The sequence below is a fragment of the Stenotrophomonas sp. STEN063 genome, assembly GCF_056854515.1.
Map to the genome: position 1 here is coordinate 99,269 of NZ_JBXFWF010000002.1, position 26,149 is coordinate 125,417.

General features: G+C 63.0%; 17 protein-coding genes. 10 read left to right on the top strand and 7 right to left on the bottom strand.

The features are described 5' to 3' along the window. Positions 1–24 precede the first annotated feature (24 nt). From AC1VWL_RS01250 to AC1VWL_RS01260, 3 genes are all read right to left on the bottom strand, one after another. Positions 25–1,587 carry an EAL domain-containing protein gene (locus tag AC1VWL_RS01250; RefSeq protein ID WP_482985464.1) on the bottom strand — a complete coding sequence of 521 codons (1,563 nt, stop codon included), beginning with the start codon at positions 1,585–1,587 and terminating at the stop codon, positions 25–27. Between the two features lie 388 nt (positions 1,588–1,975). Then, complete coding sequence (locus tag AC1VWL_RS01255; protein WP_482985465.1) at positions 1,976–8,971, bottom strand: IPT/TIG domain-containing protein; 6,996 nt, start codon at positions 8,969–8,971, stop codon at positions 1,976–1,978. A 684-nt stretch (positions 8,972–9,655) separates the two neighbouring features. After that, a complete protein-coding gene (locus tag AC1VWL_RS01260) occupies positions 9,656–10,462 on the bottom strand; it encodes a TOBE domain-containing protein (RefSeq protein WP_482985466.1) in 807 nt (268 codons plus the stop codon). Between the two features lie 180 nt (positions 10,463–10,642). Between AC1VWL_RS01260 and AC1VWL_RS01265 the strand changes: the two genes are divergently transcribed. From AC1VWL_RS01265 to AC1VWL_RS01300, 8 genes are all read left to right on the top strand, one after another. Then, positions 10,643–12,628: a TonB-dependent receptor plug domain-containing protein gene (locus AC1VWL_RS01265; protein ID WP_482985467.1), complete on the top strand. Its 1,986-nt coding sequence runs from the start codon at positions 10,643–10,645 to the stop codon at positions 12,626–12,628. A gap of 2 nt (positions 12,629–12,630) precedes the next feature. Then, positions 12,631–13,170, top strand: coding sequence for a DUF2478 domain-containing protein (locus tag AC1VWL_RS01270; protein ID WP_481533738.1), 540 nt, complete (start codon positions 12,631–12,633; stop codon positions 13,168–13,170). Then, entirely contained in the window at positions 13,167–14,204 is a 1,038-nt protein-coding gene (locus tag AC1VWL_RS01275; RefSeq protein ID WP_482985468.1) for an ABC transporter substrate-binding protein, read from the top strand. Before AC1VWL_RS01270 ends, AC1VWL_RS01275 begins: the two co-directional genes overlap by 4 nt. Then, the gene (locus AC1VWL_RS01280) at positions 14,201–15,220 is read left to right on the top strand and encodes a FecCD family ABC transporter permease (protein WP_481533736.1); all 1,020 of its coding nucleotides are present in this window, start codon (positions 14,201–14,203) and stop codon (positions 15,218–15,220) included. The genes AC1VWL_RS01275 and AC1VWL_RS01280 overlap by 4 nt, the downstream gene beginning before the upstream one ends. Positions 15,221–15,222: 2 nt before the next feature. Next, positions 15,223–15,993: an ABC transporter ATP-binding protein gene (locus AC1VWL_RS01285; RefSeq protein ID WP_482985469.1), complete on the top strand. Its 771-nt coding sequence runs from the start codon at positions 15,223–15,225 to the stop codon at positions 15,991–15,993. After that, the gene (locus AC1VWL_RS01290) at positions 15,993–16,799 is read left to right on the top strand and encodes a class I SAM-dependent methyltransferase (RefSeq protein ID WP_482985470.1); all 807 of its coding nucleotides are present in this window, start codon (positions 15,993–15,995) and stop codon (positions 16,797–16,799) included. The genes AC1VWL_RS01285 and AC1VWL_RS01290 overlap by 1 nt, the downstream gene beginning before the upstream one ends. 269 nt (positions 16,800–17,068) lie before the next feature. Beyond that, a complete protein-coding gene (locus AC1VWL_RS01295; RefSeq protein WP_482985471.1) occupies positions 17,069–18,640 on the top strand; it encodes an SDR family NAD(P)-dependent oxidoreductase in 1,572 nt (523 codons plus the stop codon). 135 nt (positions 18,641–18,775) lie between these two features. Next, positions 18,776–19,384, top strand: coding sequence for a DNA-3-methyladenine glycosylase (locus AC1VWL_RS01300; protein ID WP_481533732.1), 609 nt, complete (start codon positions 18,776–18,778; stop codon positions 19,382–19,384). A gap of 55 nt (positions 19,385–19,439) precedes the next feature. Here AC1VWL_RS01300 and AC1VWL_RS01305 read toward each other — a convergent pair whose 3' ends face one another. Continuing rightward, complete coding sequence (locus tag AC1VWL_RS01305) at positions 19,440–20,417, bottom strand: LysR substrate-binding domain-containing protein (RefSeq protein WP_481533731.1); 978 nt, start codon at positions 20,415–20,417, stop codon at positions 19,440–19,442. 591 nt (positions 20,418–21,008) lie between these two features. On the opposite strand from AC1VWL_RS01305, the gene AC1VWL_RS01310 reads away from it, so the two are divergent. Beyond that, on the top strand, positions 21,009–21,644 hold the full coding sequence (locus AC1VWL_RS01310; RefSeq protein WP_481533730.1) for a glutathione S-transferase family protein: 636 nt from the start codon (positions 21,009–21,011) through the stop codon (positions 21,642–21,644). Next, a complete protein-coding gene (locus tag AC1VWL_RS01315) occupies positions 21,641–22,708 on the top strand; it encodes an LLM class oxidoreductase (RefSeq protein WP_482985472.1) in 1,068 nt (355 codons plus the stop codon). The genes AC1VWL_RS01310 and AC1VWL_RS01315 overlap by 4 nt, the downstream gene beginning before the upstream one ends. 93 nt (positions 22,709–22,801) lie before the next feature. Here the strand turns inward: AC1VWL_RS01315 and AC1VWL_RS01320 are convergent, their stop codons facing one another. The 3 genes from AC1VWL_RS01320 to AC1VWL_RS01330 form a co-directional block, all read right to left on the bottom strand. Beyond that, positions 22,802–24,013: an MFS transporter gene (locus AC1VWL_RS01320; protein ID WP_482985473.1), complete on the bottom strand. Its 1,212-nt coding sequence runs from the start codon at positions 24,011–24,013 to the stop codon at positions 22,802–22,804. A gap of 230 nt (positions 24,014–24,243) precedes the next feature. Further along, on the bottom strand, positions 24,244–24,738 hold the full coding sequence (locus AC1VWL_RS01325) for a (R)-mandelonitrile lyase (protein WP_481533727.1): 495 nt from the start codon (positions 24,736–24,738) through the stop codon (positions 24,244–24,246). 258 nt (positions 24,739–24,996) lie between these two features. Then, positions 24,997–26,046: an NAD(P)-dependent alcohol dehydrogenase gene (locus AC1VWL_RS01330; RefSeq protein WP_481533726.1), complete on the bottom strand. Its 1,050-nt coding sequence runs from the start codon at positions 26,044–26,046 to the stop codon at positions 24,997–24,999. Positions 26,047–26,149 lie beyond the last annotated feature (103 nt).

Here is a 26,149-nt window from a genome sequence, read left to right on the forward strand (position 1 = left end):
GCGGCGTTGCTATTCCGTGCGACGTCAGGTTTCGGCTGCCGAAACACCCTTCCCTGCCGTGAAGGCCAGGAACTGGTGGATGGGAAGCGCCTTCGCGTAGCGCCAGCCCTGCCCGAACTGCACACCGGAATGCTTCAGATAGGCTTCTTGTTCCAGCGTCTCGATTCCTTCGGCGATGACCGTCAGCTTCAGTGCATGCGCCATGTTGATGATGTGATCTGCCACGATGCTCTGCGCAGCATCAGCACCGATGACGCGGGTAAAGGACTTGTCGATCTTGAGTGCGTCCAGCGACAGGCCTTCAAGCAGGGAGAGGCTCGAATAGCCGGTGCCGAAGTCATCAATGGTGACCCGATAGCCGAGGGAGCGCGCATTGCCGATTACTGCGGCAGCCGCTGCTGCATTGATGAAGCCGCGTTCGGTGATCTCCAACCAGATCTGCTGCGGCCGGAAACCTGCCTTCGCTACCGCTGCATTCAAACCATGAAGGAAACGCCCGCTCTCCATTTCGTTGGCGGGGATATTGATTGAGAGATGGGCATCTTCCTGTCCGCGCAGGTAGTGGCCCATCTCTGCCACACCCACATCGATCACCAGGTCGGTCAGCGGTGAGATGAGACCGGTTGCCTCCGCCAGCGGAATGAACTGATCCGGGGATGCTATCGGCGTACCTGGTCGCTGCCACCTGACCAGCGCTTCGGCTCCGATGCACCGTCCATTGGCCAGGTTGATGATGGGCTGGTAATGAACCACGAATTCCCTGTTCCTGATCGCCAACTCCAGCGTCTTTGCGGGCGACAGTTGCTGCCTCGACACCCAGATGATGAGGCCGATCAGTATCAGCGAGATTGCCGCGCCGATGGGAAGCAGGTAACGCCATTCCAAGTCTGCGGTGGCACCGGTCAGCGCGGTGTCAGTCAACGCAAAGGCAACGAGGCCAGCCACCGGCCGGGAGGAAAATGCGTATTGACCGCCAGTGCCCGGCTGGTTGCCCGCAAGCAGCATCTGAATCACCTGCGGCTGGACGACGCCAGAGGCTTCAAGAACCCGCCCGTCACGACTGGCAATGCCGTACACGACCTGCGTAGTGATCACCAGGTCGGTAAGCCGGCCCGGGGTAATCAGCACCCCGTAATCGCCGCGTCGGACCTCGACCCGGGGCTCCCCCCTGAACAACCTCGGCAACTCGGCATACGAAAGCGTGCTGCCGTCGCCAAGATCCAGGTCCGCATCACCGGCCGGCACCGGCGGCGATATCACGCCAAGCCGGGTGCATACCAGTTCTCCGTCCACGAAATAGCCCAGGTCCTCAATGCTGCGCGCGTCGGCAACCACCTGGCCCATCATCTTCAGGTGTGCAGGCGAGCAGTCGGTAGGACCAATGCTGCCTGCGCGTACAAGTGCGCGCTTGGCATCATCCAGGGTACGTTCGGTGCGCTTTGCAGTGGATGCAGCAACATCGTCCAGGTGCTGTTGCTGTGCGCCCAGCGCCTGCTCGCGCTGCACCCATGACACTCCGATCAATGGAAGAACACCCGCCGCTATTGCCAGGACGCCGGCGGCGAGCAGTACCGATTTCCTTCTCATGCAACCCCGCCGTATCGGCATGCGTCCAGTTCCGACAGCGTACCGCAAAGGCGCCATGCGGCGCCGGCAGTGGCCTTGTGCGAACAGCGTGCCTCGGTTCGGTCAATAGCACAGCGCGCACGGTTCCGGCATCTGCCCTGGCACCAGGCCCGGGGCCGCGGGCAACAACATGTCCAAGCGGGAACTTGTGCCCCCGCGGAACGCAATCTGTTGGACCAACCGCAGCCATCGTTTCGGCAAGCAACCTGTCCGACGCAGATCCCGTAGCACCATCCCATCGAGCACATTGCCCGGCCGCTGCGCAGCAAACCGGGAATGGCCAGTCATCCAACCATCGCATTCATGCGTCCGCACCGATGTCCTTCGTTTCATCGGTGCGGACCTGTCATCAGGGCGACGGGCTGCCGCCGATCGAACTTCCGGATGATGTACAACGCGTTGTTGGCCCGCGGCAGCGATTGCGCTGATCCGCAGAGGATCCGCCACTGTACTGATCGCTGTACATCGACTGGGAGGCACCTTGCTGGCCATAACGTACCTGCAGGCCGATGCTGTTGCTGCGCGTTGCATTGCGCCCCTGTTCATGGCCAAGCAACAGCGAGAACATCCAGCCGCTGTCAAATTGCAGGTCCATGCCTGCGCCCACCGCGAACATATCGTCGTTGTAGCTGCGCATCGCCAGGATGTAGTCGGTGCCCTGCGGCCGCTGCACGTAGTTCACCGAAACATCGCCGCGGTTCTCCAATGCGCTGCGGTACTCGACGCTCCAATGCGGCCGCCAGTTCAAACGCTCGCGCTTGAATGTAAGGCTGCCTTCCAGACCTACCGCCAACGCACTGTTGTCTACCTGCTGCCGTCCATAGACCAGGTCGTATACGCCAAGGCCAGCCTCTCGGTAACCATCCAACGTAGCGCGGTGGCCATCGTAGCGACCGTAACCCGTGACGCTCATTCCGGAGGGGCTGCGATGCTCATAGCCCAAGGTCAGCGACCCGAACCACTGGTCGCCCTTGCGGCTGGCATGCGCACTCGCAGCAACCGTCTCGCTCCAGCGGGTGAGATCGAAATCCAGCCTGCCATTGGCCAACATGCCATCGACGAACATGTGTTCTCCAAGCCGCCACAAGCCATAAACAGCCAGCGATTGCTGGTCTGCATCAACCTTGGACGGCGTGCCGTCGAAGTCGGTGCCTTGCTTGCCCCAACTGCCTGCCATGCCGAGCAGTACGTCTTCTCCAACAGCACGGTCAGCACCAAGCGTGATGCCGCCTGTATTGAAGTCGAAACCGCCACCCGCACGTCCGCCACGACCGGCGCTACCGAAGGTCGCCGTGCCCGCCAACCACAGACCCCAGCCTTCCGGCAGCGCAGGCAGTGCCGCTTCGGCGGCGCGTCCAACCGGCATCGTCAGGCCAGACGCACTTTGGCTACCGGCATAGGCCAGCGCGAAATTGAAGTTGCTGTCATTGCTGCCACCACGTACCTGGCGCAGGCGGTCGCGGATGTTGTCACTCTGCACCTGCGCAAACCGCACGGTGGAATCCAGCTGCGCCTGCACGCCGCCACTGACCTGCGCATCACGGGTCGGGTCGGGACGTGAACTCACCGTCAACTGCAGCTGTACCGATGCGGCCGCATAGCTTCCGGATGCCGCCTGGCTGGCAATCAGCATGGCAGTGCCCTCGCCCACCAAGGTGACGGTACGCCCACTCACCGTGGCAACGGCTGGATCGGAACTGGTGAAGCTGAAGGCGCCCGTGCTGTTGCTCTGTGGCTCGGGCAGCTCGAACGTGGGCTCACCGTAGACCTTGGTCATTGCATCCAGCCAGGACAGTTGCGGGATGGCCACAGCAACTGTCACATCCAACCGCACCTGTGCAGCGGCTTGGTACATCGCGTTGCCCGCCTGATCGGCCGTCAGCGAGCAGGTGCCTGCGGCGAGCATGGTCACGCTCGCACCGCCTACGGTGCACACCGTTGGCGTGGTCGAGGCAAACGTCACCGGGTTGCCGGATGCACCGCCGGTGGCGCTCACGGCAAACGTACCGCCCTGCGAATACACCGGTTCGGCCGGGTTGGCGACGAAGTTGCTGATGGTCTGCCCAGCCGCCTGCACGATGAAGCGATAGGCCTGTACGGCGGTAAAGCCATTCGCATCGGCAACCTGCACGCTGAAGTCATAGTTGCCAGCCGCAGTGGGCTCACCGTCCATCTCGCCGGACTCGGTCAAGGTCAGCCCCGGCGGCAAATTGCCGGAAGACAGGGCGAACCGGTACGGCGCAGTGCCGCCACGTGCACCTAGCTGTTGGTGGTAATTCTGGTCACCGGTCGCCGGCGGCAACTGAGGATCCAGCTGCAGCTGTGGAGCGTTGATGACCAACGTGTAATGCCGGGTGACGGAGAACGGGCCGTTGCCGGTGCTGCTATCCGTTGCGGTGATGTCGAAACTGAAGTTCCCGGAAAGCGTCGGAGTACCAGACAACTCACCGTCGGCGGACAGGCTCAGGCCGGCCGGCAGCGCGGTTGAAGTGTAGGTATATGGCGCCGCGCCGCCATCGGCAGATAGCGCCTGTCCATAGGTGTTTGATGCAGTAGCAGCCGGCAGGGTTGCCGGCCCCAGGTCCAGCGCCGGGGCAGAGACCGCAATGCTCACTGGCGCCGAAGCGGTGGTGGTGAAAGCATCGGTCGCGGTGTACGTGAAACTGTCGGCACCGGAATACCCAGGGTTCGGCGTGTAGCTGATACCAGTACCGTTGGCGATCGCCGTTCCATGCGCTGGCGCAGTTACAACTGCGACCGAGGCTGCCTTTCCGGTGATATCCAGATTGATCAGCGCTGCAATGGCGCCGTAGTCAACCGACTCGCTCACCGCGCCTACTGCAAGCAACGGTACACCAACCGTGATACTGACCTGCGCCGGTGCCGAGCTGCCTCCCGGACCAGTTGCGGTATAGGTAAAGCTGTCCGGACCGGCATGGTTCGCCGTTGGCACATAGGTCACCACATCACCTGCCACCGTCGCGCTTCCGTGCGTCGGTCCGGCGCTGATTGCGATGCCGCTGTGCACACCGGTGATCGACGTTGATAGATCGATCGCCAGCCCCGTGCTGTTGTGTGGCACTGCGATGCCGTCGAGGTCTGCAGCCACCGGAGCTGCTGGCGTCGCGACGGTGAGGCTCACCGTGGCGACATCGGAAGTACCTCCCGCGCCTGTGGCCGTATACGTGAAACTGTCCGCACCGAAGTAGCCGACAGTCGGCAGATAGGTCACCACGTTGCCGGCAACAGTCGTCGTGCCATGCCCCGGTGCTGTGGCGATCGCGATACTGCTGTGTGGCCCGCCGCTGATCGAGCTGGAGAGATCGATGGGAGTGCTCGTGTTGTAAGCCACGGTGACACCGGACCTGTCGCCCGCGACCGGCTTGGCGATGAAGTTGTAGCTGACGTTGTCCGTGCTTGTCTGTCCAGCGACCACAACAGTCACATTGACCGCACCACTACCTGTGACGGGCGTCGTGACGGTCAGCGAGGTTGCCGATGCAGCCGTCACCGTGCCGGGAACAGAACCAAAAAGCACCTGATTGCCCGCAGCCGTAGCGAGGAAGCCGGTACCGGTGATCGTAACCACCTCCCCCGCCGGACCAGAAGCTGGTGAGATGGCGGTTATCGAAGGCCGCACGTTGATCTGATTGCTTACAGCGCTTCCCAGCGCTGGGTAACCCGGAATCACGCTGCCCGAGTAGATCAATTGCGCACTGCCGGCGCCTGTTGCCTGATAGGTCAGCGTCACGGTACAGCCGCCCGCGGGTATCTGCAGGTCATCCAGGTTCACTGTGGACGTTCCCGTACTTGATGCGGAGGCACCACAATTTCCGCCTACCGCCATGCCCGGGAAGAGCAATGAAGCACTCGTCCCCACCGTCGCATTGAAGGAGGGCGTGGTGCTCGCGTTTGGGTTGGTGAAGGTAAGCGTCAGTGTTCCTTCGGAGCCCACAGCCATGGACGCAGGTGCAAAGCTCATGCTGAGACCCAGGCCCTGTGCCTGGTTGATGACGAAACTCAGCTGAGCCTGCGGTGCCGGATTCCAGTTGGTATCACCGGATTGACTGGCATTGATCCGGCAGGTGCCGACGCCGATGAAGGTGACCGTATTGCCAGCCAAGGTGCAGCCGGAGCTGGAGAGATCCAGAGCGTAGTTGACCTGCAACCCTGAGTTCGAGCTGGCCTCGACCGTATATGGTGTGCCTCCTACCGCTGCTGCGGGCGCTTGCGTGGTGAAGCTGATGGTCTGGTCACCCTTGCCAATGGATACCGTGGTGATAGAGGTGTTCGAAGCAGCACTGGCCCCATCAAGAACCCCGACGATGTAGCTGAAGCTACCTGCTACGGTGGGTGTTCCAGACACGATGCCCGTTGCTTGATCAAGCGTGGTCCCAGGCGGGAACGCGCCTGCATACAGGCTGTAGGCGTACGGTGCCACGCCCCCGGAAGCCGGATTGGATTGGTAATAGCTCCCCCCAACCTTCAATCCGGAAGCAGCATCGGCAGTAATGCTCAGTGGGGTTTGATAGGTGAAATCGCCCGCGGAGCTCGCTTGGCTGACGCCACCGAAGGTAGTGACAGTAATACCGGCCACCCCCGCTGCTGCCGCTGGCGTGGAGAAGCTGAGCGTACCAGTGTTGATGACCGTCACCGATCCGGCCGGGATGGTTGCGTTGCCGATCATCACCGAAGTATTGCCAGCGATGAAATCCGTGCCACTGACAGTGACTGTCGTTCCGCCGCTGGTCGACCCGACCGTTGGCGATATCGACGTCAGCGTCGGGGCGTTGAAATAGATGAACTGGTCGGCCGCGCTGGTCGCACTGGTGCCTCCAACAGCAGTCACGGTGACGTCGTAAGTGCCCGCCAGATTGGCCGGTGAGGTCGCCGTGATCTGGGTATTGCTGTTGATGGTATAGGTAGCGGCCGTCGCACCAAATTTCACCGCACCGGTAGCGGGGGCTGCGGCAAACCCGGTACCGGTGATGACGACTGCAGTGCCGCCCGCAGTCGGTCCGACGCTTGGCGAAACGGCGCTGACCGTAGGAGGTGCCACATAGGTGAACTGATCCGCCGCGCTGGTAGCACTGGTGCCGCCTGCGCTTGCCACGGTGATGTCGTAGGTACCCGCTAGATTGGCAGGCGCCGTCGCTACGATCTGGGTGTTGCTGATGATGGTGTAGGTCGCGTTGGTACCGCCGAACGCCACCGCGCCCGTCGGGGCCATCACTGCAAAGCCCGTGCCAGTGATAGTGACTGTGGTGCCGCCACCCGTCGGCCCGGCAGTGGGCGAAACCGATGTGACGGTGGGTGCAGCGGCATAAGTGAACTGATCCGCCGCGCTGGTAGCACTGGTGCCGCCTGGGCTCGTCACGGTGATGTCGTAGGTACCTGCCGAGTTGGCGGGCGACGTCGCGGTGATCTGGGTATTGCTGTTGATGGTGTAGGTCGCGTTGGTGGCGCCGAACTTCACTGCACCGGTCGGGGGCACTGCTGCAAACCCGGTACCGGTGATGATCACGGAAATACCACCGCCCGTCGGCCCGGCTGTAGGCGAAACCGAGGTGACCGTGGGGGCAGCGAGATAGGTGAACTGATCCGCCGCGCTGGTAGCACTGGTGCCGCCCACGCTTGTCACTCTGATGTCGTAGGTACCCGCCGAATTGGCAGGCGCCGTCGCCACGATCTGGGTGTTGCTGATGATGGTGTAGGTCGCGTTGGTGGCGCCGAACTTCACTGCGCCGGTCGGGGGCACCGTTGCGAAGCCAGTACCGGTGATGTTGACCGTCGTACCGCCTCCCGTCGGCCCGGCGGTAGGCGAAACCGAGGTGACCGTTGGGGCAGCGGCATAGGTGAATTGATCCGCGGCACTGGTAGCACTGGTACCGCTTGTGCTCGTCACGGTGATGTCGTAGGTACCCGCCGAATTGGCGGGCGACGTCGCGGTGATCTGGGTATTGCTGTTTTTGGTGTAGGTCGCGTTGGTAGCGCCGAATTTCACTGCACCGGTCGGGAGCACCGCTGCAAACCCGGTACCGGTAATGACGACGGAAGTACCGCCGCCCGTCGGCCCGCCAGCAGGCGAAACCGAGGTAACCGTGGGGGGAGCGACATAGGTGAACTGATCCGCCGCGCTGGTGGCACTGGTGCCACCCGGGCTGGTCACGGTGATGTCGTAGGTACCCGCCGAATTGGCGGGCGACGTCGCGGTGATCTGGGTATTGCTGTTGATGGTGTAGGTCGCGTTGGTAGCGCCGAATTTCACTGCACCGGTCGGGGGCACCGCTGCAAAGCCGGTGCCGGTGATGGTGACTGTGGCGCCACCGCCCGTTAGCCCAACGTTGGGGGAAATCCATGTGACCGTGGGGGCATTGACATAGGTAAACCGATCGGCAGCGCTGGTAGCGCTGGTACCGTCCAAGGTCGTGAGCGTAATGTCGATCGAACCTGCTGGCAATGCCGGCGAAGTTGCGATGATCTGGGTGTCACTTACGATGGAAAAGCTCGTTGCCAGGGTCGCATCGAACTTGATGGCCGGCGATGCGGAGCTGAAGCGTGTGCCGGTAATGGTTACCTGCGTGCCTCCAGCGGTGGGGCCGGTGTTGGGTGAAACAGCACTGATTGTTGGTGGCGGAAGATCGTTCACCACCGTTATCTGGAATTCCTTCTCAAGGAACAGCGCATGCGAGTCGGTGGCGCGAACACGCACGGACTTGGTGCCAGCTGCCACCAGCGCGGCATCGTTTATGCGCAGCTCGGAACCGGAGATGTTGAAGCTTGCGTTGTCGGTGCTGCCAGCCCCGGACACAAGCGTATAAGTGGCCGAATCATTCGGGTCGCTATCAACGGAGGACAGCATGCCGATCAGCGCGTTCACGCCAGCGCTACGGGCCACGGTTGCATTGCCCAGCAAGACGTTGCTCGGAGCAGAAAGACAGGTCACCTTCGCCTGAACGACGCCGCCCTGCGGCCCGAATGACCACGCATAGATGGTGAACGTCGGCAGGTTGGTGCTGATGGTATGCGAGTCATGCTGGTTCAGCTCATGACCTGACCACGTGTATTCCTCCAGCAGGATGGCGGAACCTTGCGCGGCGTTGTTCTCATAGAGCGCGAAGCCGGCGCCACTCGCACCATCATTCTGGTTAGCGTTTCCGCTCCCTGAGCTGGTGACGTCATAGGTAATGACATCACCTGGCTCCAAGGCGTACTCCTCCCAGAGATTCTGGTCCACTGGTGTCAGGCCGCCACCCCAATGCGCATTGATTGCGTTGCAACCAGCCGACGCCAAAGCGGGTGCCGACAACGTGATGCCGCTCAGCGCCACCAATAGGCATGCCATCCGGCTGAAGAATGACCTGTTTGCATATGCGGACAGACTGGGCAGCTGCGCCTGACGCAACGATACGCACACCCAATGCATCAGCCGAAGGACGGCAGTGGCCTGTTTCATTCCATGTTTCCCCTGTCTTGCACACACGAAGAGGCAGTCCACGCATTGGCGGCCTGCCCACTGGATCAACGCTTCAAACCTGCAACATGGAGTGCGACAGGAGCCTGCCACCTTCCCCCTTGGGCTACCCTCAGCCCGGCTGGGCCGAGAGTCATGGTCTGCAGCCCGGCGTAAATCTAGCAGCCCATCAATGCAGGGGAAAGATTTTTTTCAGCCCCCAACACGCGCCCAGTACAGGCAGCTGCCCCGCTGGCCCAGGGAGACTCGGAATGCGCCAGGACGTCCTGAAAGCAGCGATATCAACGTCAGGCGGCCCAACCAGTAATGGGCATCAGACCGGCAGATAAACTCTTACGATCACTGCGCTGGCTTGGACGCGCAACCTGCTGGCAGCTGAGACCCTTGACCCTACGGTTGGGTCTGGGCGCGGAGCAACAACTCCTGGCGCAGGGTGTTACGCAGCTGGCTTCGGGTGGGGTTCTTGGCAGGTTGATAGGGACACCTCCCCATCGCATACCCTTCACTGCTTCCTGCCAAGGGACCGGAGGATCAAGAATCAGGGCTGTTCGCCGATCAGGTCGACACTCCCACAATCACGCTTGACGCATTGAACAGCACCACCACCGGTTCGCTTTCCCGAAGTTCCAGCGAACTGGTGCTATCACTGGTAATGACTGCAACCACAATGCAACCGTGACCAATGTCCACCACAACCTCATCATTCACGGCGCCGCCTGTAATTCTCGCAACCTTGCCACTGAACTGATTCCGGGCGGAGCATCGCGTGCCTTGATCGTGCGCCAGAATCACCGATGAGGCCTTCACCAATGCGTAGACTGGCATGCCAATCTCCAGCCCCAACGATTCCATGCTGCCGTGGGTGATGGTCGCCACGACCGTGAGCCCAGGCGCGACTTCGATCTGCACTTCATCGTTCACTGCACCGGCGGCCACGGCGCTGATCCGGCCGTGGAACTGATTGCGCGCACTCGTGATCATTCCGATCCTCCGTATCAAAGCCATGTCCTCATCCAATCCGGCGGGAACCTGCTGGGACTGCAGGAAGGCGCGGTGCGCGCGTTCAAGCTGCTCGAAGCGCGCAACCAGTTGGCGTCCGCGCTCGGTCAACTGGGCACCGCCGCCGCCACGCCCGCCAACGCTGCGTGCAACCAAGGGTTCGCCGGCTGCCGTGTTCATGGCGTCCACGGCGTCCCAGGCGTTCTTGTAGGTCATGCCCATCCGCTTGGCGGCCTGGCTGATCGAACCGCAGGCATCGATGAACCCCAGCAAGGCGAAGCGGCCACGGCCGCCCAGACTTTGCCCCGCAACGTTCAGCCATAGGCTGCCTTGCAGCTCAAGCATGGGGTCGGTCTCGCTCATCTGGTCTGGTCCATGCGGCGGAAGCAGTGCCCAGTGTAAGCCGCGCGCCATCTCCACCCGGCTTGATATCGATCAAGGACGCTCCGGCACTCCCCCCTGAGAATCCCTGCATCGGTCACGAAGTTGACCTCACCGTACCGTTATATCATCTTGGATATAACGAACCCGAGGATTGCGAGTATGCGCACCTGCCGTTTCGTTCTGCCGCTGTCAGCCCTTCTGCTCCCCCTGTCGGCCGCAGCTGCCGACACAGCGACTGCCCCGCCGGTCTTCACCTTGGGCAGTATCGATGTCCACGCCGAGCGCGGCACCTCTCCCACTGTCGCCGAGCGAAGCCTGGACGCGGAACGCATCCAGCAGCTGGACCGCAACACGGTCGGAGACGCAGTCAGCGTGCTGCCGGGCGTCAGCCTGGCACGCAATTCGCGCAACGAGGACATGGTCTACCTGCGTGGCTTCGATCCCCGCCAGGTTCCGGTATTCCTCGACGGCGTCCCGCTGTACGTGCCTTACGACGGCTATGTCGACTTCGGTCGGTTCACCACCTTCGACCTGGCCCGCATCGACGTCGCCAGTGGCGCTGCTTCATTGCTCTATGGGCCCAACATCCTCGGCGGGGCGATCAACCTGATCAGCCGGCGGCCGGAGCGTCCATTCGAGGCTGACCTGCGGCTGGGCGTCGCCGATGGCGGCGAGCGCAAGGCGGCGGTCAACCTCGGCGGTCGCCAGGGTGATTGGTACTACCAGCTCGGCTGGTCAATCCTGAAGGCGGATGAGTTCCCACTCCCGGATGGGTTCGTCGACTACAAGCGCGTACCTACCGACACCGGTGATTACCGCCGCAATGCCGACCGCGAAGATCGCCGCCTGTCATTCAAGCTCGGCTATACGCCGCGTGAGGGCGATGAATATGCCATCGGCTACGCGCGCCAGGATGGCGAGAAGGGCAATCCGGTGTACACGGGAACCGCACGCAGCGGCATCCGTTACTGGCGCTGGCCATGGTGGGACAAGGACAGCCTGTACTTCATCGGCAATACCCAGCTCGGTCAGCACACGACCTTGCGCACCCGCCTCTACCGCGACACCTACGGCAACGGACTGGAGGCCTACACCGACGGCAGCTATCAAACCGCGCTGGACAACACCAGTTTCCCCAGCATCTACGACGACAAGACAATCGGCGGCTCGCTGACCTTGGCCAGCAACGCCCTGCCCCGCCAGCAACTGCAGCTTGCATTGCATTACAAGGAAGACCAGCACAGCGAGCGTAACCCGCACTCGCCGACCAAGGACTTCCGCGATGTCACCACCTCGGTGGCAATCGAAGACCGTATCGCACTGACTGACACCGCGCACCTGCGCGCAGGCCTCGGCCATGACCGTCGCGAGGCCAAGCGTGTCTACTACTGGCCGACCGGCAGTGCCGATGCCACCAATGCCGTTCTGGAGTACGTGCAGCAATTGGCACCGGAGCAGCAGTGGTATGCCAGCGCCGCACGTCGCACGCGCTTCCCCACCATCAAGGATCGCTATTCGGCACGCATGGGAGCCGCACTGCCCAACCCTGACCTCGCTCCCGAGCATGCCACCCATCTCGAACTGGGCCTGCGCGGTAGCTGGTGGCAAGGCAGCCAACTGCAGGCAGCGATGTTCCACAGCCGCATTGATGACCTGATCCAGACCGCCGTCGTTGCCTCGCCTGAGTGCGGCGGTCGCACCTGCAATCAGGCGCAGAACATTGGCCGCGCCCGCAACGTCGGCATGGAGCTGGGCTTGCAGCAGCGCATCGGTGAGGACTGGGACTTGCAGGCAAGCTACACCTGGTTGCGGCGCACCAACCTGGAGAACCGCGATGTGGCCCTGCTCGACAGCCCGCGCCAGCGCTTGTTCATGGCCGTCGGCTGGCAGCTGCTGCCGCAGTTGCGTCTGCAGGCCAGCCTGGAAGCCGAACAAGGGCGCAAGGTCAGCTATGCCGATACTACTCGTCCGGTGCGTGCCCTGCCTGGCTTCGGCATCGGCGGCCTGAAGGCGAGCTGGTCACCGCGCGGCAACGTCGGCTTTGACCTGGGCGTGCGCAATATCGGCGACAAATGGTATGAGCTGGCCGATGGCTACCCCATGCCTGGCCGCACCTGGTTTGCCAATGCCAACTGGAGGTACTGAGCATGAGCAGCGCGCAGCCCGCACGCATCGCCGCCATCGTGCACGACGGCAACGGTGAGCCCGATGGACTGCTGGCGGCTTTTGCTGCCCGCCAGCTCGCAGCCGGGCACCGCGTCCGCGGGCTGGTGCACCTGCCTCATGCGCCAACAGCCACGGGCAAGCGCATGGTACTGATGGACGTAACCGATCCGCAGTCCCGCTACCCCATCAGCCAGGCGCTGGGCGCTGCTGCCTGTGGCTGCAATCTCGATCCGCGCGGCATTGCCGATGCCAGTGTCGTACTACGTCGTGCCGCGCAGGAACCGGCGGCGCTGGCGATTGCCAATCGGTTCGGCACGCTCGAGTCGCAAGGCGGCGGCATGGCCGACGAACTGTTGGCGCTGATGCTGGCCGGCATCCCGCTGCTCACCGCAGTGAAGCTTCCCTATCTGGAAGCCTGGCGCGCGTTCACCGGTGGCATGGCGGTTGAGCTTCCTGCCACCGACGCGGCCCTGCAGCACTGGTGGGATGGCTGCCGCCAGCAAGATCAGGAGGCGATATGAAACGTCGCGCCCTGTTGCAGGCCTTCGCGCTGGCACCATTGCTGTTTGCAGGAGGCCGACTATTGGCAATGCCCGCACAACGCGTGCTGCGCCTGGGCGAACCCAAAGGCACACCGCAGCGCGTGTTCGCCGCGGGCGCCCCGGCAGCGGTGCTGGTTGCGGCGATCGCGCCGCAGCGATTGCTGGGCTGGCCCATGCGGGTTTCACCAAGCGCGCTGGCGCTGCTGCCGACGGCACTCCGCGGCCTGCCGATGGTCGGCCGTCTTGCCGGACGCGGCAGCACCGTCAGCCTGGAACACCTGCTTGAGCTGCAGCCGGATCTGGTGCTGGATGCCGGTGATTTCGACGCGAGCTACCGTGACTCCGCCGAGCGGGTGTGGCAGCAGACCGGAATTCCGGTCGAGCTGGTTGCAGGACACTTGCCCGATCATCCCGCTCAGCTGCGCCATGTCGGCAAGCTGCTTGGTGTGACCGCGCGTGGCGAGGCGCTGGCGCAGGCAGCGGAAGCACAGCTGGCGTTGGTGCGCGAGGTGCTTGCCGCCCGCCCTGCGGCCTCGCGTCCGACTGTCTACTACGGGCGCGGCAGCGATGGGCTGGAAAGTGGCCTGTCCGGTTCGATCAACACCGAGGTCATCGAGTTCTGCGGTGGCCGCAATGTTGCTGCCGCGGCTGGCAAAGGGGGGCTGGCACGTGTCTCGCTGGAGCAACTGCTGGCCTGGGACCCGGACGTGATCCTTACCCAGGACGCCGCATTTGCCGCAAGCGCGGCACAGGACGCACGTTGGCGCAGCCTGCGTGCGGTGCGCGAAGGGCGCTTGCATTGCGCACCGTCACTACCGTTCGGTTGGCTGGATGGCCCGCCCGGCGTCAATCGCCTACCAGGCTTGCCGTGGCTGCTGTCGCGGCTGCATCCCGGTGCATCGCCGGCGCTTGCACCTGCCGCACTGCGCACGCGCATCAACGCGCTGCATCAACTGCTTTGGGATCAGCCGCTACCAGCGGACATCGTGCGCAGCCTGGATGGTCGCCAATGAGGGTGCGCCCGATGCCGCGCTGGGCATGGCATGCCGGCGGCTGGGTGCTGCTGGCGGCAATGATCCTGTTGGCATTCTCGGTTGGCCAGTTCCCTGTATCGCCGGCGTGCGTGGTGCAGGCAATAGGCTGGCAGCTGTTTGGCATTGGCGAGCCAAGTCCGCCCGCTGTGCATGCGGCGCTATGGAATATCCGCCTGCCGCGCGTGATCGCGGCGGTGCTGATTGGTGCGGTGCTGTCCGCTGCCGGGGCGGCGTATCAAGCGATGTTCCGCAATCCTCTGGTCTCGCCCGACATTCTTGGTGTCTCCGCGGGTGCCGGGCTAGGTGCGTCGCTGGCATTGTTCCTCGGTCTGCCATTGTTGCTGGTGCAGGGCTTCGCCTTCGCCGGCGGGTTGACTGCGGTCGGTCTGGTCTGTCTGGTGGCAGCGCTGGTGCGTCGACATGAACCGATACTGGTGCTGGTGCTGGCCGGCGTTGCCGTGTCGGCACTGTTGGGCGCCGGCATTTCGCTATTGAAGCTGCTTGCAGACCCTTACACCCAGCTTCCTTCAATCACGTTCTGGCTGCTTGGCGGATTGAATGCCGTTGTCCTTGATGATCTGCGCGTCACCGCACCGCTGCTGCTGGTCGGATTGTTACCGCTGCTGTTGCTGCGCTGGCGCATCAACCTGCTCAGCCTCGGTGATGAGGAAGCCAGCGCATTGGGAGTAGCGGTCACACCGCTACGCTGGACGCTGATTGCCGCAGCAACACTATGCACAGCGGCTGCTGTGTCACTGGCCGGCATCATCGGCTGGGTCGGGCTGGTGGTGCCACACATCGCGCGCTTGCTGGTGGGCGCCGACTTCCGTCGGCTGTTGCCAACCAGCCTGCTGCTGGGTGCCAGCTTCCTGCTCGCCGCCGACACGCTGGCGCGGACCTTGGCTCCGATAGAGCTGCCGCTCGGCATTCTCACTGCGTTCGTCGGTGTGCCGTGTTTCCTGTTGGTGCTGGCACGCAGCGAGAGCCGGGCATGAGCATGGGCGACGTTCTCCTGCAGGCACGCGGGCTGACGGTAGGCCATCGCCAGCAGCCCCTGGGCGAGCCTTCGGACCTGCACCTTCATGCAGGCGAAGTGCTGTGCCTGCTGGGCCCGAATGGCTGCGGCAAGACCACGCTGTTCCGCACGCTACTTGGCCTGCTCCCCGCCATTTCTGGCGAGATTGCGTTGCAGGGGCAGCCGCTGCATCTGCTTGGCCGCAACCAACGCGCCCGGCAGCTGGCGTACGTTCCACAGTCGGCGCCGTTCGCCTTTGCCTGGCGGGTGCTGGAAGTCGTTGCCATGGGCCGCGCGGCCCATCTTGGTTTATTGGCCACGCCCACGCGTGCGGACGAAAAAATTGCCCTTGACTGCCTGGATCAGCTCGGCATCGCCGCATTGGCGCAACGCGTGGTCAACACCCTCAGTGGCGGTGAACGCCAACTGGTGTTGATAGCGCGCGCACTCACGCAACGTGCACGGATCCTGATCATGGATGAACCTACCGCCAGCCTCGATTTCGGCAACCAGCTGCGCATTCTCGACACCGTGCGCAGCCTCGCCGATCGCGGCATCGGCGTGTTGCTGTCCACACACCAACCGCAGCATGCGCTGCAGGTGGCAGACCGCATCGCCTTGATGGCCAACGGAAGCCTGCACGCGCTCGGCCCCGCCCGCGAGGTCGCCACACCCGAACGGTTGGCGCAGCTCTACAACGTCGATGCCTCGCGCATAGCCTTTGCCCTTCCTGACCTGCAGTCACTGTCCTGATGACCACACCTCCAGCCCCCATCGATCACATGGCCCGCTACCGCCAGCATCTGCTGGCCTGCGGCTTCCAGGCCAAGCCCGCCAGCGCGTGGGATGCGCGGGCGGCGCAGTCCAGCTGGAAGCGTCGGCACGACGACTACAGCGAGGCATTCCTGGCGCGGCTCGACCTGAACGGTGTGAACAGCGTGCTGGACGTTGGTTGCGGGCCCGGCCTGCTCAGCGTGCCAATCGCCGCGCAGGTGCAACAGGTCCATGCCCTGGACTACAGCCGGGGCATGCTTGATGGCCTGCATGCCGCCATCCGCGCCCAACAGGTCGACAACATCGAGCCACACCATCTGTCATGGGATGACGACTGGAGCAAGCTGCCCGTCTGTGACGTCGCCATCGCCTCGCGTTCACTGATGGTCCCTGAGCTGGAACGGGCGCTGATGAAACTCGACGCGCACGCAGCGCAGCGCGTCTACGTGACCTGTACCACGCAGCCGCGTACTGGCGTCTTGGAGCTTGCGGCGCTGCTGGGTCGGCAATGGATTCCCATGCCGGACCATCGCTATGTGATGGAGCTGCTTTGGGACTTGGGACGGGAGCCACGGCTCGACTACCTGCCGGTTTCGGCATTGGACCAAGCGCAGACTGCCGAGGACCTGATCCGCCAGGCAGAACAGGTGTTCGGCGAGCTGCAGATGAACGAGCGCAGCAGGATCGCGCAGTGGCACGGGCATTCGCCCCTGAATCGACTCGGATTGGCACCCACCAGACGTTGGGCCTTCATCTCCTGGGAAACCACTGCCCAAGCTCGCTGAGGTGGTGCATGGCGCTGATGGCGCAGGTCGGCGAGACCGGTCCTTGGCGCCGTTCAAGCTACATCAGCTCCGGTGAGATCGGTCCGGGAAGGCGGCCGTGCAGGCGCCGCCGCCAGTCCATTATCCCGATATTGGCGCCAAGCCCCTGATATCTGGGACAATTGCCACCGGCCGGACGCTCCCGGCCCGCTACAGCATGGACCCGCATCGAGGCGGTCATCGCTCTGCTGTCCATTCACGGCTTGCCGCCGCTCTTCCCGGATCGTCATTTGAACGCCATCGATACCCCTGTTGCCCCTGCCCTGCCCTTGGCGGATCGTCTGCGCGACGCGCTGGATCTGCTGGAGGCCATCGACGCGGATCGCGGCGTACTCGATGCGCTGCCTGAAGCCGACCGTGTACGCCTGCACCAGGTCGTTGCCAGGATCTTCCACCCCGAACCCAAGGCACGCCGGCAGATGCTCAAGAAGCAGGCCCGTGAGCGCCACCAGGAAAAGGTGCGCAAGTCAGAGGCGCTGCTTGAACAGACCGGCATCCGCGCCCTGCGCCGCAAGCCGGTGTTCAGCACCCCGAACTACTTCCCGCCGCATGCAGCCGGGTTGCACGATGCCAGCAATGGTGAAGGCGCTGCGGTTGCTGAAGAGCCGGTGCATTCGCCCGAGCTGCGCCACTGCTACGTGTGCAAGCAGAAGTTCACCCAGCTGCATCACTTCTACGACCAGATGTGCCCGGCCTGCGCCGACCTGAACTACATCAAGCGCACCGAGACCGCCGACCTGCGTGGACGCGTGGCGTTGCTGACCGGTGGCCGCGTCAAGATCGGCTACCAGGCCGGCCTGAAGCTGCTGCGTGCCGGCGCCGAGCTGATCGTGACCACGCGCTTCCCGCGCGACTCGGCAGCCCGCTATGCCGAAGAACCCGACTTCGCCGTGTGGGGCCACCGCCTGCAGGTCTACGGGTTGGACCTGCGCCATACGCCCAGCGTCGAGGCCTTCTGCAGCGAGCTGTTGGCCACGCGCACGCGCCTGGACTTCATCATCAACAACGCCTGCCAGACCGTGCGTCGTCCGCCGCAGTTCTATGCGCACATGATGGCCGGCGAAACCGCTGCCGTGCAGAGCCTGCCGGAAACCATCCGCAAGCTGATCGGCAATTACGAAGGCCTGCGCAGCGCGGACCTGTTGCCGGTCGCGGCGGCCGCGCTGCCGTCGCCGCAAGCTGTCGGTACTGACGGTTTGACCCGCGCCGCCGAGCTTTCGCAGGTGCCACTGCTGGCTGACGAACTATTGGGCCAGCGCCATCTGTTCCCCGATGGCCGCCTGGACCAGGACCTGCAGCAGGTGGACCTGCGCGACAGCAATTCCTGGCGCCTGCGCATGGCCGAGGTGCCGTCAGTGGAGCTGCTGGAAACCCAGCTGGTCAATGCCATCGCACCGTTCATCATCAACGCACGCCTGAAGCCGCTGATGCTGGCCACGCCAGAGCGCGACAAGCACATCGTCAACGTGTCGGCGATGGAAGGCCAGTTCTACCGCAACTTCAAGACCACCCGCCATCCGCATACCAATATGGCCAAGGCCGCGTTGAACATGATGACGCGCACCTCGGCGGCCGATTACCAGAACGACGGCATCCACATGAACAGCGTGGATACCGGTTGGGTCACCGATGAAGATCCGGCGGGCCTGGCAGCGCGCAAGGTGCAGGAAGAACGTTTCCACCCGCCGTTGGACATCGTTGATGGCGCCGCACGCATCGTCGACCCGATCATCCATGGCTTCAACACCGGTGAACACGTCTGGGGCCAATTCCTTAAGGACTATGCGCCTACCGATTGGTGAGCACGCGGACACTGATTGAAACGATGGTGCTGCTCCCGCTGACCGGGTCAGATCCATCGCCGTAAAGAAGACCTATGGAACGATCCGCCAAGCAGCCTGCTGGCAGGTGACGGCAGCCACGGCTAGGATCGGCACATGAAGCCCCTTCCTGCAGACTCGATGGTGCTCCCACGCGATTTCTATCGCAGGCATCCCACTGTGGTAGCGCCGGAGCTGCTCAACAAATTGCTGGTTCACGACGATGGCCGCTGTGCACGCATCGTCGAAGTGGAGGCCTATGCCGGTGGTGACGACCCCGCCGCGCATTCGTTCAGAGGCAAAACCGCGCGCAACGCCACCATGTTCGGCCCAGCAGGTCATCTCTATGTCTACTTCACCTATGGCATGCACTGGGGCAGCAATGCGGTCTGCGGAGAGCCCGATGAAGGCGTAGGCGTGCTGCTCAGGGCGGCACAGCCGTTGCAGGGTTTGGATCTGATGCATGCGCTCAGGCCAGCTGCAAAGCGCACCATCGACCTGGCCAACGGCCCCGGCAAGCTGTCCCAGGCATTTGGATTGAACCGTGCGCATGACGGCGCTGACCTGGTAAGCGGTGATCGCGGCATCCGGATTGTCTCCGATGGAACGCCGCCGCCCCTCGTTCCCGGCCAAGGACCGCGCGTTGGCATATCCAAAGCCGTGGACCTGCCATGGCGATGGTGGGTCGCCGGCAACCCGTATGTCTCTGGAAAAAAACAGCGCTGAGACGCTCGCGGGGCATGTCCACCGACAGCTTTGGCAAGGATCCTATCCATTCCCGTCAAAGCAGAGCATTATCGCCGTTGGCCTCGCCCTGCAGCCAGCCGAGGAATGAGGCAATGGCGGGCTTGCCATCCGCCCCCGGAAGGGTCACGGCGTAGTAGGCGAACTCGGAAGGCCACGGCTGATCCAACGCGACCACCAATCGACCACTGGCGACTTCCGCCTGCACGTACACATCGCGCGCCAAAGCAATCCCCTGCCCCGCCTCGGCAGCGCGGATCAACAACACATCATCATCGAACGCGACGCCTCGCTCGATACGGGGATCGTCCGCTACTCCCAGTGCCTTGTACCAAAGTCGCCAATCACTGCGATCGGAGTCCTGCAGAAGTGGGTACTTGAGGCAATCGATTGGCTTACGGATCGGTTTGCCCTTGGCCAGCAAACCAGGACTCGCCACCGGCAGGAACACCGGCGACGCAAGGTGACGCGAGACCAGGCCCGGGTACTCGCCCAGCCCGTGACGAATCGCTATATCGATGCGGTCGCGGCGCAGATCAACCAGGGCCGATGAAGCTTCAACGCGCACCTCGATGTCCGGATGCTCTTCGGTGAAGCGGCCCAGTCGAGGCACCAACCAGGACGCGGCAAAACCGGGAACTGTGCTGATCGTCAGTGTCTGCCGCCCGTTGATCGCCTCCAGAACAGCCATGCTGTCCTGGATGGTATCGAAGGCGCGAAGCAAGGCTGGATAGACTTGCGCGCCTGCTGGACTGAGCGCGACACCATGCCGATTGCGGATGAAGAGCGTGACGCCGGTACGGTCACTCAACAGTTTGAGTTGCTGGCTCACTGCACCCGGCGTAACCCCCATGACCTCGGCAGCTGCCTTGAGGCTGCCGTGACGACCGGTCTCCACGAATGCACGCAACGCCAACAACGGTAGGACAGCACCCATTGGTTCAATTTCCCGATCTTTCACGCTTGGAAGTGATGGGTCTCTGCTGCGCTTGTGCCCATCAAGCCGGGCCAGCATGGATCATTTTCTGAAATGAGAAAAGCTGAATTCTTCAATGCACGGCTTCCGGCGATCTTCGGTCTGGGTGACAAGGACTGATCACCATGTGCATTCCGGTACTAAACCCAACACTAAACCCACAGAAAGGCGTGAGGTTAGGGCGTCCCTGTTCCCGCAATCGCCGCAGAGCCGGCATAAACAAACATTAGAAAATCTGATGTTGCCGAGCAGATAAGATCGTTTTCCATGGTTGATGCCGCAGCATAGACTGCAAGCATTCCCGGTCGACAGGAGCCCGGTTTCCTGCAGCAGACGATCAGCTTGCGCCACCCCAACAAACCATCAAAACCTAGCAGCGTGCACTGAGATTGCACTGGCAAGAAAACGCACAGCGCGAGTTAAAGCACTCCGGTTTCAGATCGAGCGCAGCAACTGCACCCGCCAGTTGCAGGGGTGAGCTGGGCAATCAAGCTCAACACCATGCGGCCGCCCATTGCGGCCTGCAGCAACACGCAGGCCCAACACCTGCTTCTCACTTTCGCCAGCTACGCACCGGGTCTCGCCCCCAGGTGGGTTCGGTGAACTGCATCCCAACGAAAGGACTACTTCGTGCTCAGCCCAACACTTCATCTCCATACCGACAGCTCACCAAACGGCTTCAAGATAAGCATTGCGCTGGAAGAACTTGAACTCCCCTATCAGCTGCATCACGTGCGCATCGCCGAAGGCGCGCACCGGCATCCGGAGTTTCTGAAACTGCACCCTCACGCGCGCATTCCCGTGCTTGTGGACGAATCTGCTGGCATCACTGTCTTCGAGTCGGCTGCCATCCTGTTGTACCTGGCTGAAAAGAGCGGCCGTCTTCTACCCCGGCACGCGACGGCACGATGGGAAGCGATCACCTGGCTGATGTTCCATGCCGCCAGCGTTGGCCCGATCCTTGGCCAGCGCGTTCACTTCGAGATGTTTGCCCACGAAGCACTCCCGGTCGCGATTGAGCGCTACCGGCGCTTGAGCAACGAGTTCTTCGCGACCCTGGATCAGCGTCTGGCTGACCGGCCTTGGCTGGCCGGAGACGAATACTCCATCGCCGACATCGCCGGTTTTGGCTGGACGCATATCGCCCGTGTCATCGACCTGGACTTCAGCGCCTATCCGAACTTGAGCGACTGGCACGCCCGTGTCGCCGAACGACCCGCCGTAAAGCGCGGCGTACTTATCCCCGAACCGGCGACCGGTCCATGATCGAGAACCAGAAAGTGAGCGTATTGAACAACAGCATCGATATGCAGACAGCGCTCAAGGGAGCATCCGCTCCCGCGTTTGCGCACCACCGTGGCTACCAGCGGATGTTCCGCCAAGACGCACTGAGCCTTGGCATCTTCCTGCCGTTGCGCTTCTATCGCGGCGACATGCGAATCCTGGCCGGGCAGTCCGCGCTGGTTGCTCAACTGGATCGCGCTGGATTTGCTGCAGTCTGGGTACGCGACGTTCCCTTGTTCGATCCTTTGTTCGGTGATGCCGGGCAGGTCTTCGACCCGTTCACCTACCTAGCATTCCTTGCTGCACAGACCGAGCACATTGCCTTGGCTACTGGCAGCGCCATTTTCTCGCTGCGGCACCCCATCGACCTGGCCAAGTCGGCAGCCACCATTGACCAGCTGTCTGGTGGGCGCCTGGTGATGGGTATCGCTTCTGGCGACAGGCCGGTTGAGTTTCCGGCGTATGGCATCGAACACGCACAACGTGCCGAACGCTTCGCAGATACGGTCAGCTACGTCCGCGAGTTGATGCAGCCCGGCATGTTGAACATCAACTCGCCTCTGGGTCGTGCGCAAGGCGTTGAGCTGCTGCCCAAGCCGGTGGCAGGTGCGGTGCCGCTGTTGGTGACCGGGACCTCGCGGCAGTCGCTGCAATGGGTTGCCGAACATGCCGATGGTTGGCTGACCTACCCGGATGCCACCCACCACGCCGCTGGCCCAAAGCGTCTGGCCGAGAAGATACGCGCGTGGCGAGCTTTGATCGGGGATGGCGGCTTCCGCCCGCACGTCACCAACGAGTGGATCGATCTGGTGGAAGACCCCAACCATCCCAGAACGGCTGTCGATGGCGGCTACACCTTACGCACGGGCCGCAACGGCCTGATCGATCTGCTCGATGAATGGCAGCGTGCGGACGTCAACCATGCGGCCCTGGGAATCCAGTTCAGTCAGCGTCCGGCACAGGACGTCCTGCAGGAGCTGTCGGAATACGTGCTTCCCCTGTTCCCTTCGCACGACTCGCCGGTACCGCCAGCGATTCGTTGGTAGCCCTGTCATCGAGTTGCCGGGTCAGAGCGACGCTTGCCGGCGTGTCCCGCCAGGTGCACATCCTAGCGGGAGGCTCGTTGCAAGGAGGAACACTTACGGCGCGGGTCCAAGAGGCAATCGTGAGATCACCACGGAAAGCAGCGCAGCCGATGCAAGTACTACTGCACTCATGACGAAGGTGCTCTGGTAGCCGCTGTGGTCAAACAACAGTCCTCCAAGCGTAGACCCCAGCGCGATAGCCAACTGGATCACCGCAACCATCAAGCCGCCGCCGGCTTCCGCCTCACCGGGCAGGGTCTGCGCAATCCAGCTCCACCAGCCCACCGGCGCAGCGGTGGCAAGCAGCCCCCACAACCCAAGCAGCACGGCGACGGCTGTCAGCGAGCGCCCCATCGGTATCAGCGCAAGCGCGATCACTGCCATCAGTACCGGTATGAGAATCAGCACCGGATACAGACCTTGCTTGAGTACGCCACCAATCAAGGCAGTGCCGATGAATCCACTCAGACCAATCCCCAGCAACACCCAGGACAGTGCAGACACGTCGAGCTGCGTCACCGTCTCCAGAAAAGGTCGCACGTAGGTGAACAGTGCAAACTGACCCATGAAGAATGCCGCGCAGGCCGCCATGCCAAGCGCCACGGCCCTGCGACTGAGCAGACGAAGCACGCCGCTGGCCGCATCGACACACTCAGCCTTCATCGACGGCAGGCTGCACCACTGCCACACCAGCGCTATCAGTGCGATCGGAACCAGGCAGAAGAAGGCACTGCGCCAGCCCATGACGGCGCCGAGATAGCTGCCGAGCGGCGCCGCAATCACGGTCGCCAATGCGTTGCCGCTGTTGAAGACGGCCAGGGCGCGTGGCACCTGCGCAGCAGGCACCAGCCGCATGGCGGTGGCCGCGGACATCGACCAGAATCCGCCGACAACCACGCCGATAAGTGCGCGCCCGACCAGATAGACAGGGTAGTTTGGTGCCAGTGCCACCACGCTGCCAGACACGGCCATCAACCCGGTCAATGCGAGCAGCAAGGTCCTGCGATCAGTATTGCCTGCCAATCGCGCTATGCGCAGGCTGGTCACCACCGCGAACGCACCCGAGATGGCGATGCCCTGCCCCACCAGGCCTTCGCTGACACCCAGATCGGCAGCCATTGGCGTAAGCAGGCTGACAGGCAGGAACTCGGAGGCGATCAAGGCGAACACGCACAGGGTCATGGCGAACACGCCACTCCAGTGAGATGCAGCCTCGTCCAGCGCCTCACAGGCACGCACGGGCGTGCCGACGACGGGAGTCGACATGGGAAACCTCTTCACATGATGTTTGTATTGATCAGCTGCGCGGTATTGCCGCGGTGCCGACACAGAAGCGGACTCGTTGCGTCCAGAGCCACGGCGGGAGCATCACCGTGTCGCGAGAACCAAACCCTGTACGCAGCCGGCTACTGCCACGTGGTCACAAAGACGCGCGCAGCCTTCGTGCGCGCTATGGACCTTCCCCAGCAAGATGCGAAGACAGGAACGGGGTGTGCCTATTGAGCGGCGTCATACTGCTCATCACTCACCTGCTCCATCCACTCGACATTGTTGCCATCGAGTACACCAGTGACCGCCAGATGGGTCATGGCGGTTGTCGGCCCGGCACCATGCCAGTGTTTGACACCCGCCGGGCAGGTGATCACATCGCCCGGCCGGATCTGCTGCACAGGCTTGCCCCATTCCTGGGTAAGCCCCACCCCGGACATCACCACCAGACGCTGTCCTGCAGGGTGTGAATGCCAGGCCGAACGCGCGCCAGGCTCGAAGGTCACCCAGGCGCCGGAGGCGGTGAGCGCTGGATCGGCCGACCACACCGGGTCGATGCGTACGCGCCCGGTGAAATGCTCCGCACTGCCTGCGAGCGGTGGCCGGCTGCCAGCTTCCGAAACATGCTGCGTTGTTGAAGCTGCGGATACCGGGACTTCCGTGATCGCGGCCATCGGCACAGCCACCGCAATGAGCCCAAGGCTCTTCAGTGAGTCCTGCATAGGTGTTCCTTGAGAGACCGGTCCCGCCAAGGCTTTGGACGGCCGGGAAGCGCCCAGCAACCATCAGGACGATGGGCTGGCTGGATTCCATGGAAGATACGGGGCCCTGAGCTGATCCGCTTGATCAGCACTACCTGCCGGGCGACGTGGCATAGCGGCAACAGCAGTGAAAGCCGCCAGCAGGCCATGCGGCGCCTTCACTGCAGCGCTGGCCGTCAGGGCCAACGCTGCAGGCAACTATCGACTCGGCAAGCCGCCTCAACCGCCCATGGTGGCGTTATCGATCACGAAACGATACTTGATGTCGCCCTTGAGCATGCGCTCGTAGGCTTCGTTGATCTCCTCGGCACGGATCAACTCGATATCCGCCACGATCTGGTGCTTCGCGCAGAAATCCAGCATCTCCTGGGTTTCCGGAATGCCACCAATCATCGAACCGGCCAGGGTGCGGCGCTTGGTGATCATGTTGAACACATTCGGCGACGGGTGTGGCGTCGCCGGCGCCCCCACCAGCACCATCGCACCGTCACGCTTGAGCAGTGCAAGGAAAGCATCCAGGTCGTGCGGCGCGGCAACCGTGTTGACGATCAGGTCGAAGCGCTTGCCCTGTGCTGCCATCGCTGCAGCGTCACGCGACACCACCACTTCATCCGCACCCAGTGCCAGGGCGGCCTCGCGCTTGGACTCGGACGTGGTGAAGGCGATGACATGTGCGCCCATCGCATGGGCCAGCTTGATGCCCATATGGCCCAGACCGCCAATGCCGACCACGCCTACCGTCTTGCCGGGACCGGCATTCCAGTGCTTGAGCGGCGAATAGGTGGTGATGCCGGCGCACAGCAGGGGCGCGACCGCGGCCAGCTGGTCTTCGGGGTGGCCGATGCGCAGCACATAACGCTCATGAACCACGATTTCCTGCGAATAGCCGCCCAGCGTCCAACCCGGCGCATCCGCGGTAGCACCGTTGTAGGTGCCGACCATGCCGTCACAATAGTTTTCCAGCCCGGCATCGCAGTCTTCGCACTGCTTGCAGCTGTCGACGATGCAGCCGATACCCACCAGATCGCCGGGCTTGAAGCCACTCACGTGCGCGCCGACCGCGGCTACGCGGCCGACGATTTCATGGCCCGGCACGCAAGGGAACTGGGTACCCGCCCATTCTGCACGCACCTGGTGCAGGTCGGAGTGGCAGATGCCGCAATAGGCGATGTCGATCTGCACATCGTGCGGCCCCGGCGCGCGACGGCTGATGTCCATCGACTCCAGCGGCTTGTCGGCGGCATAGGCGCCATAGGCTTTGACAGACATGGGAACTCCGGCGGTGTTTGGGGAAGGTGGCCATTGTCCACCGCGATGACTCGGCTGATAAGGTAATCAATGCTTCTAGCCACTATTAGCTGAACTAATCAAT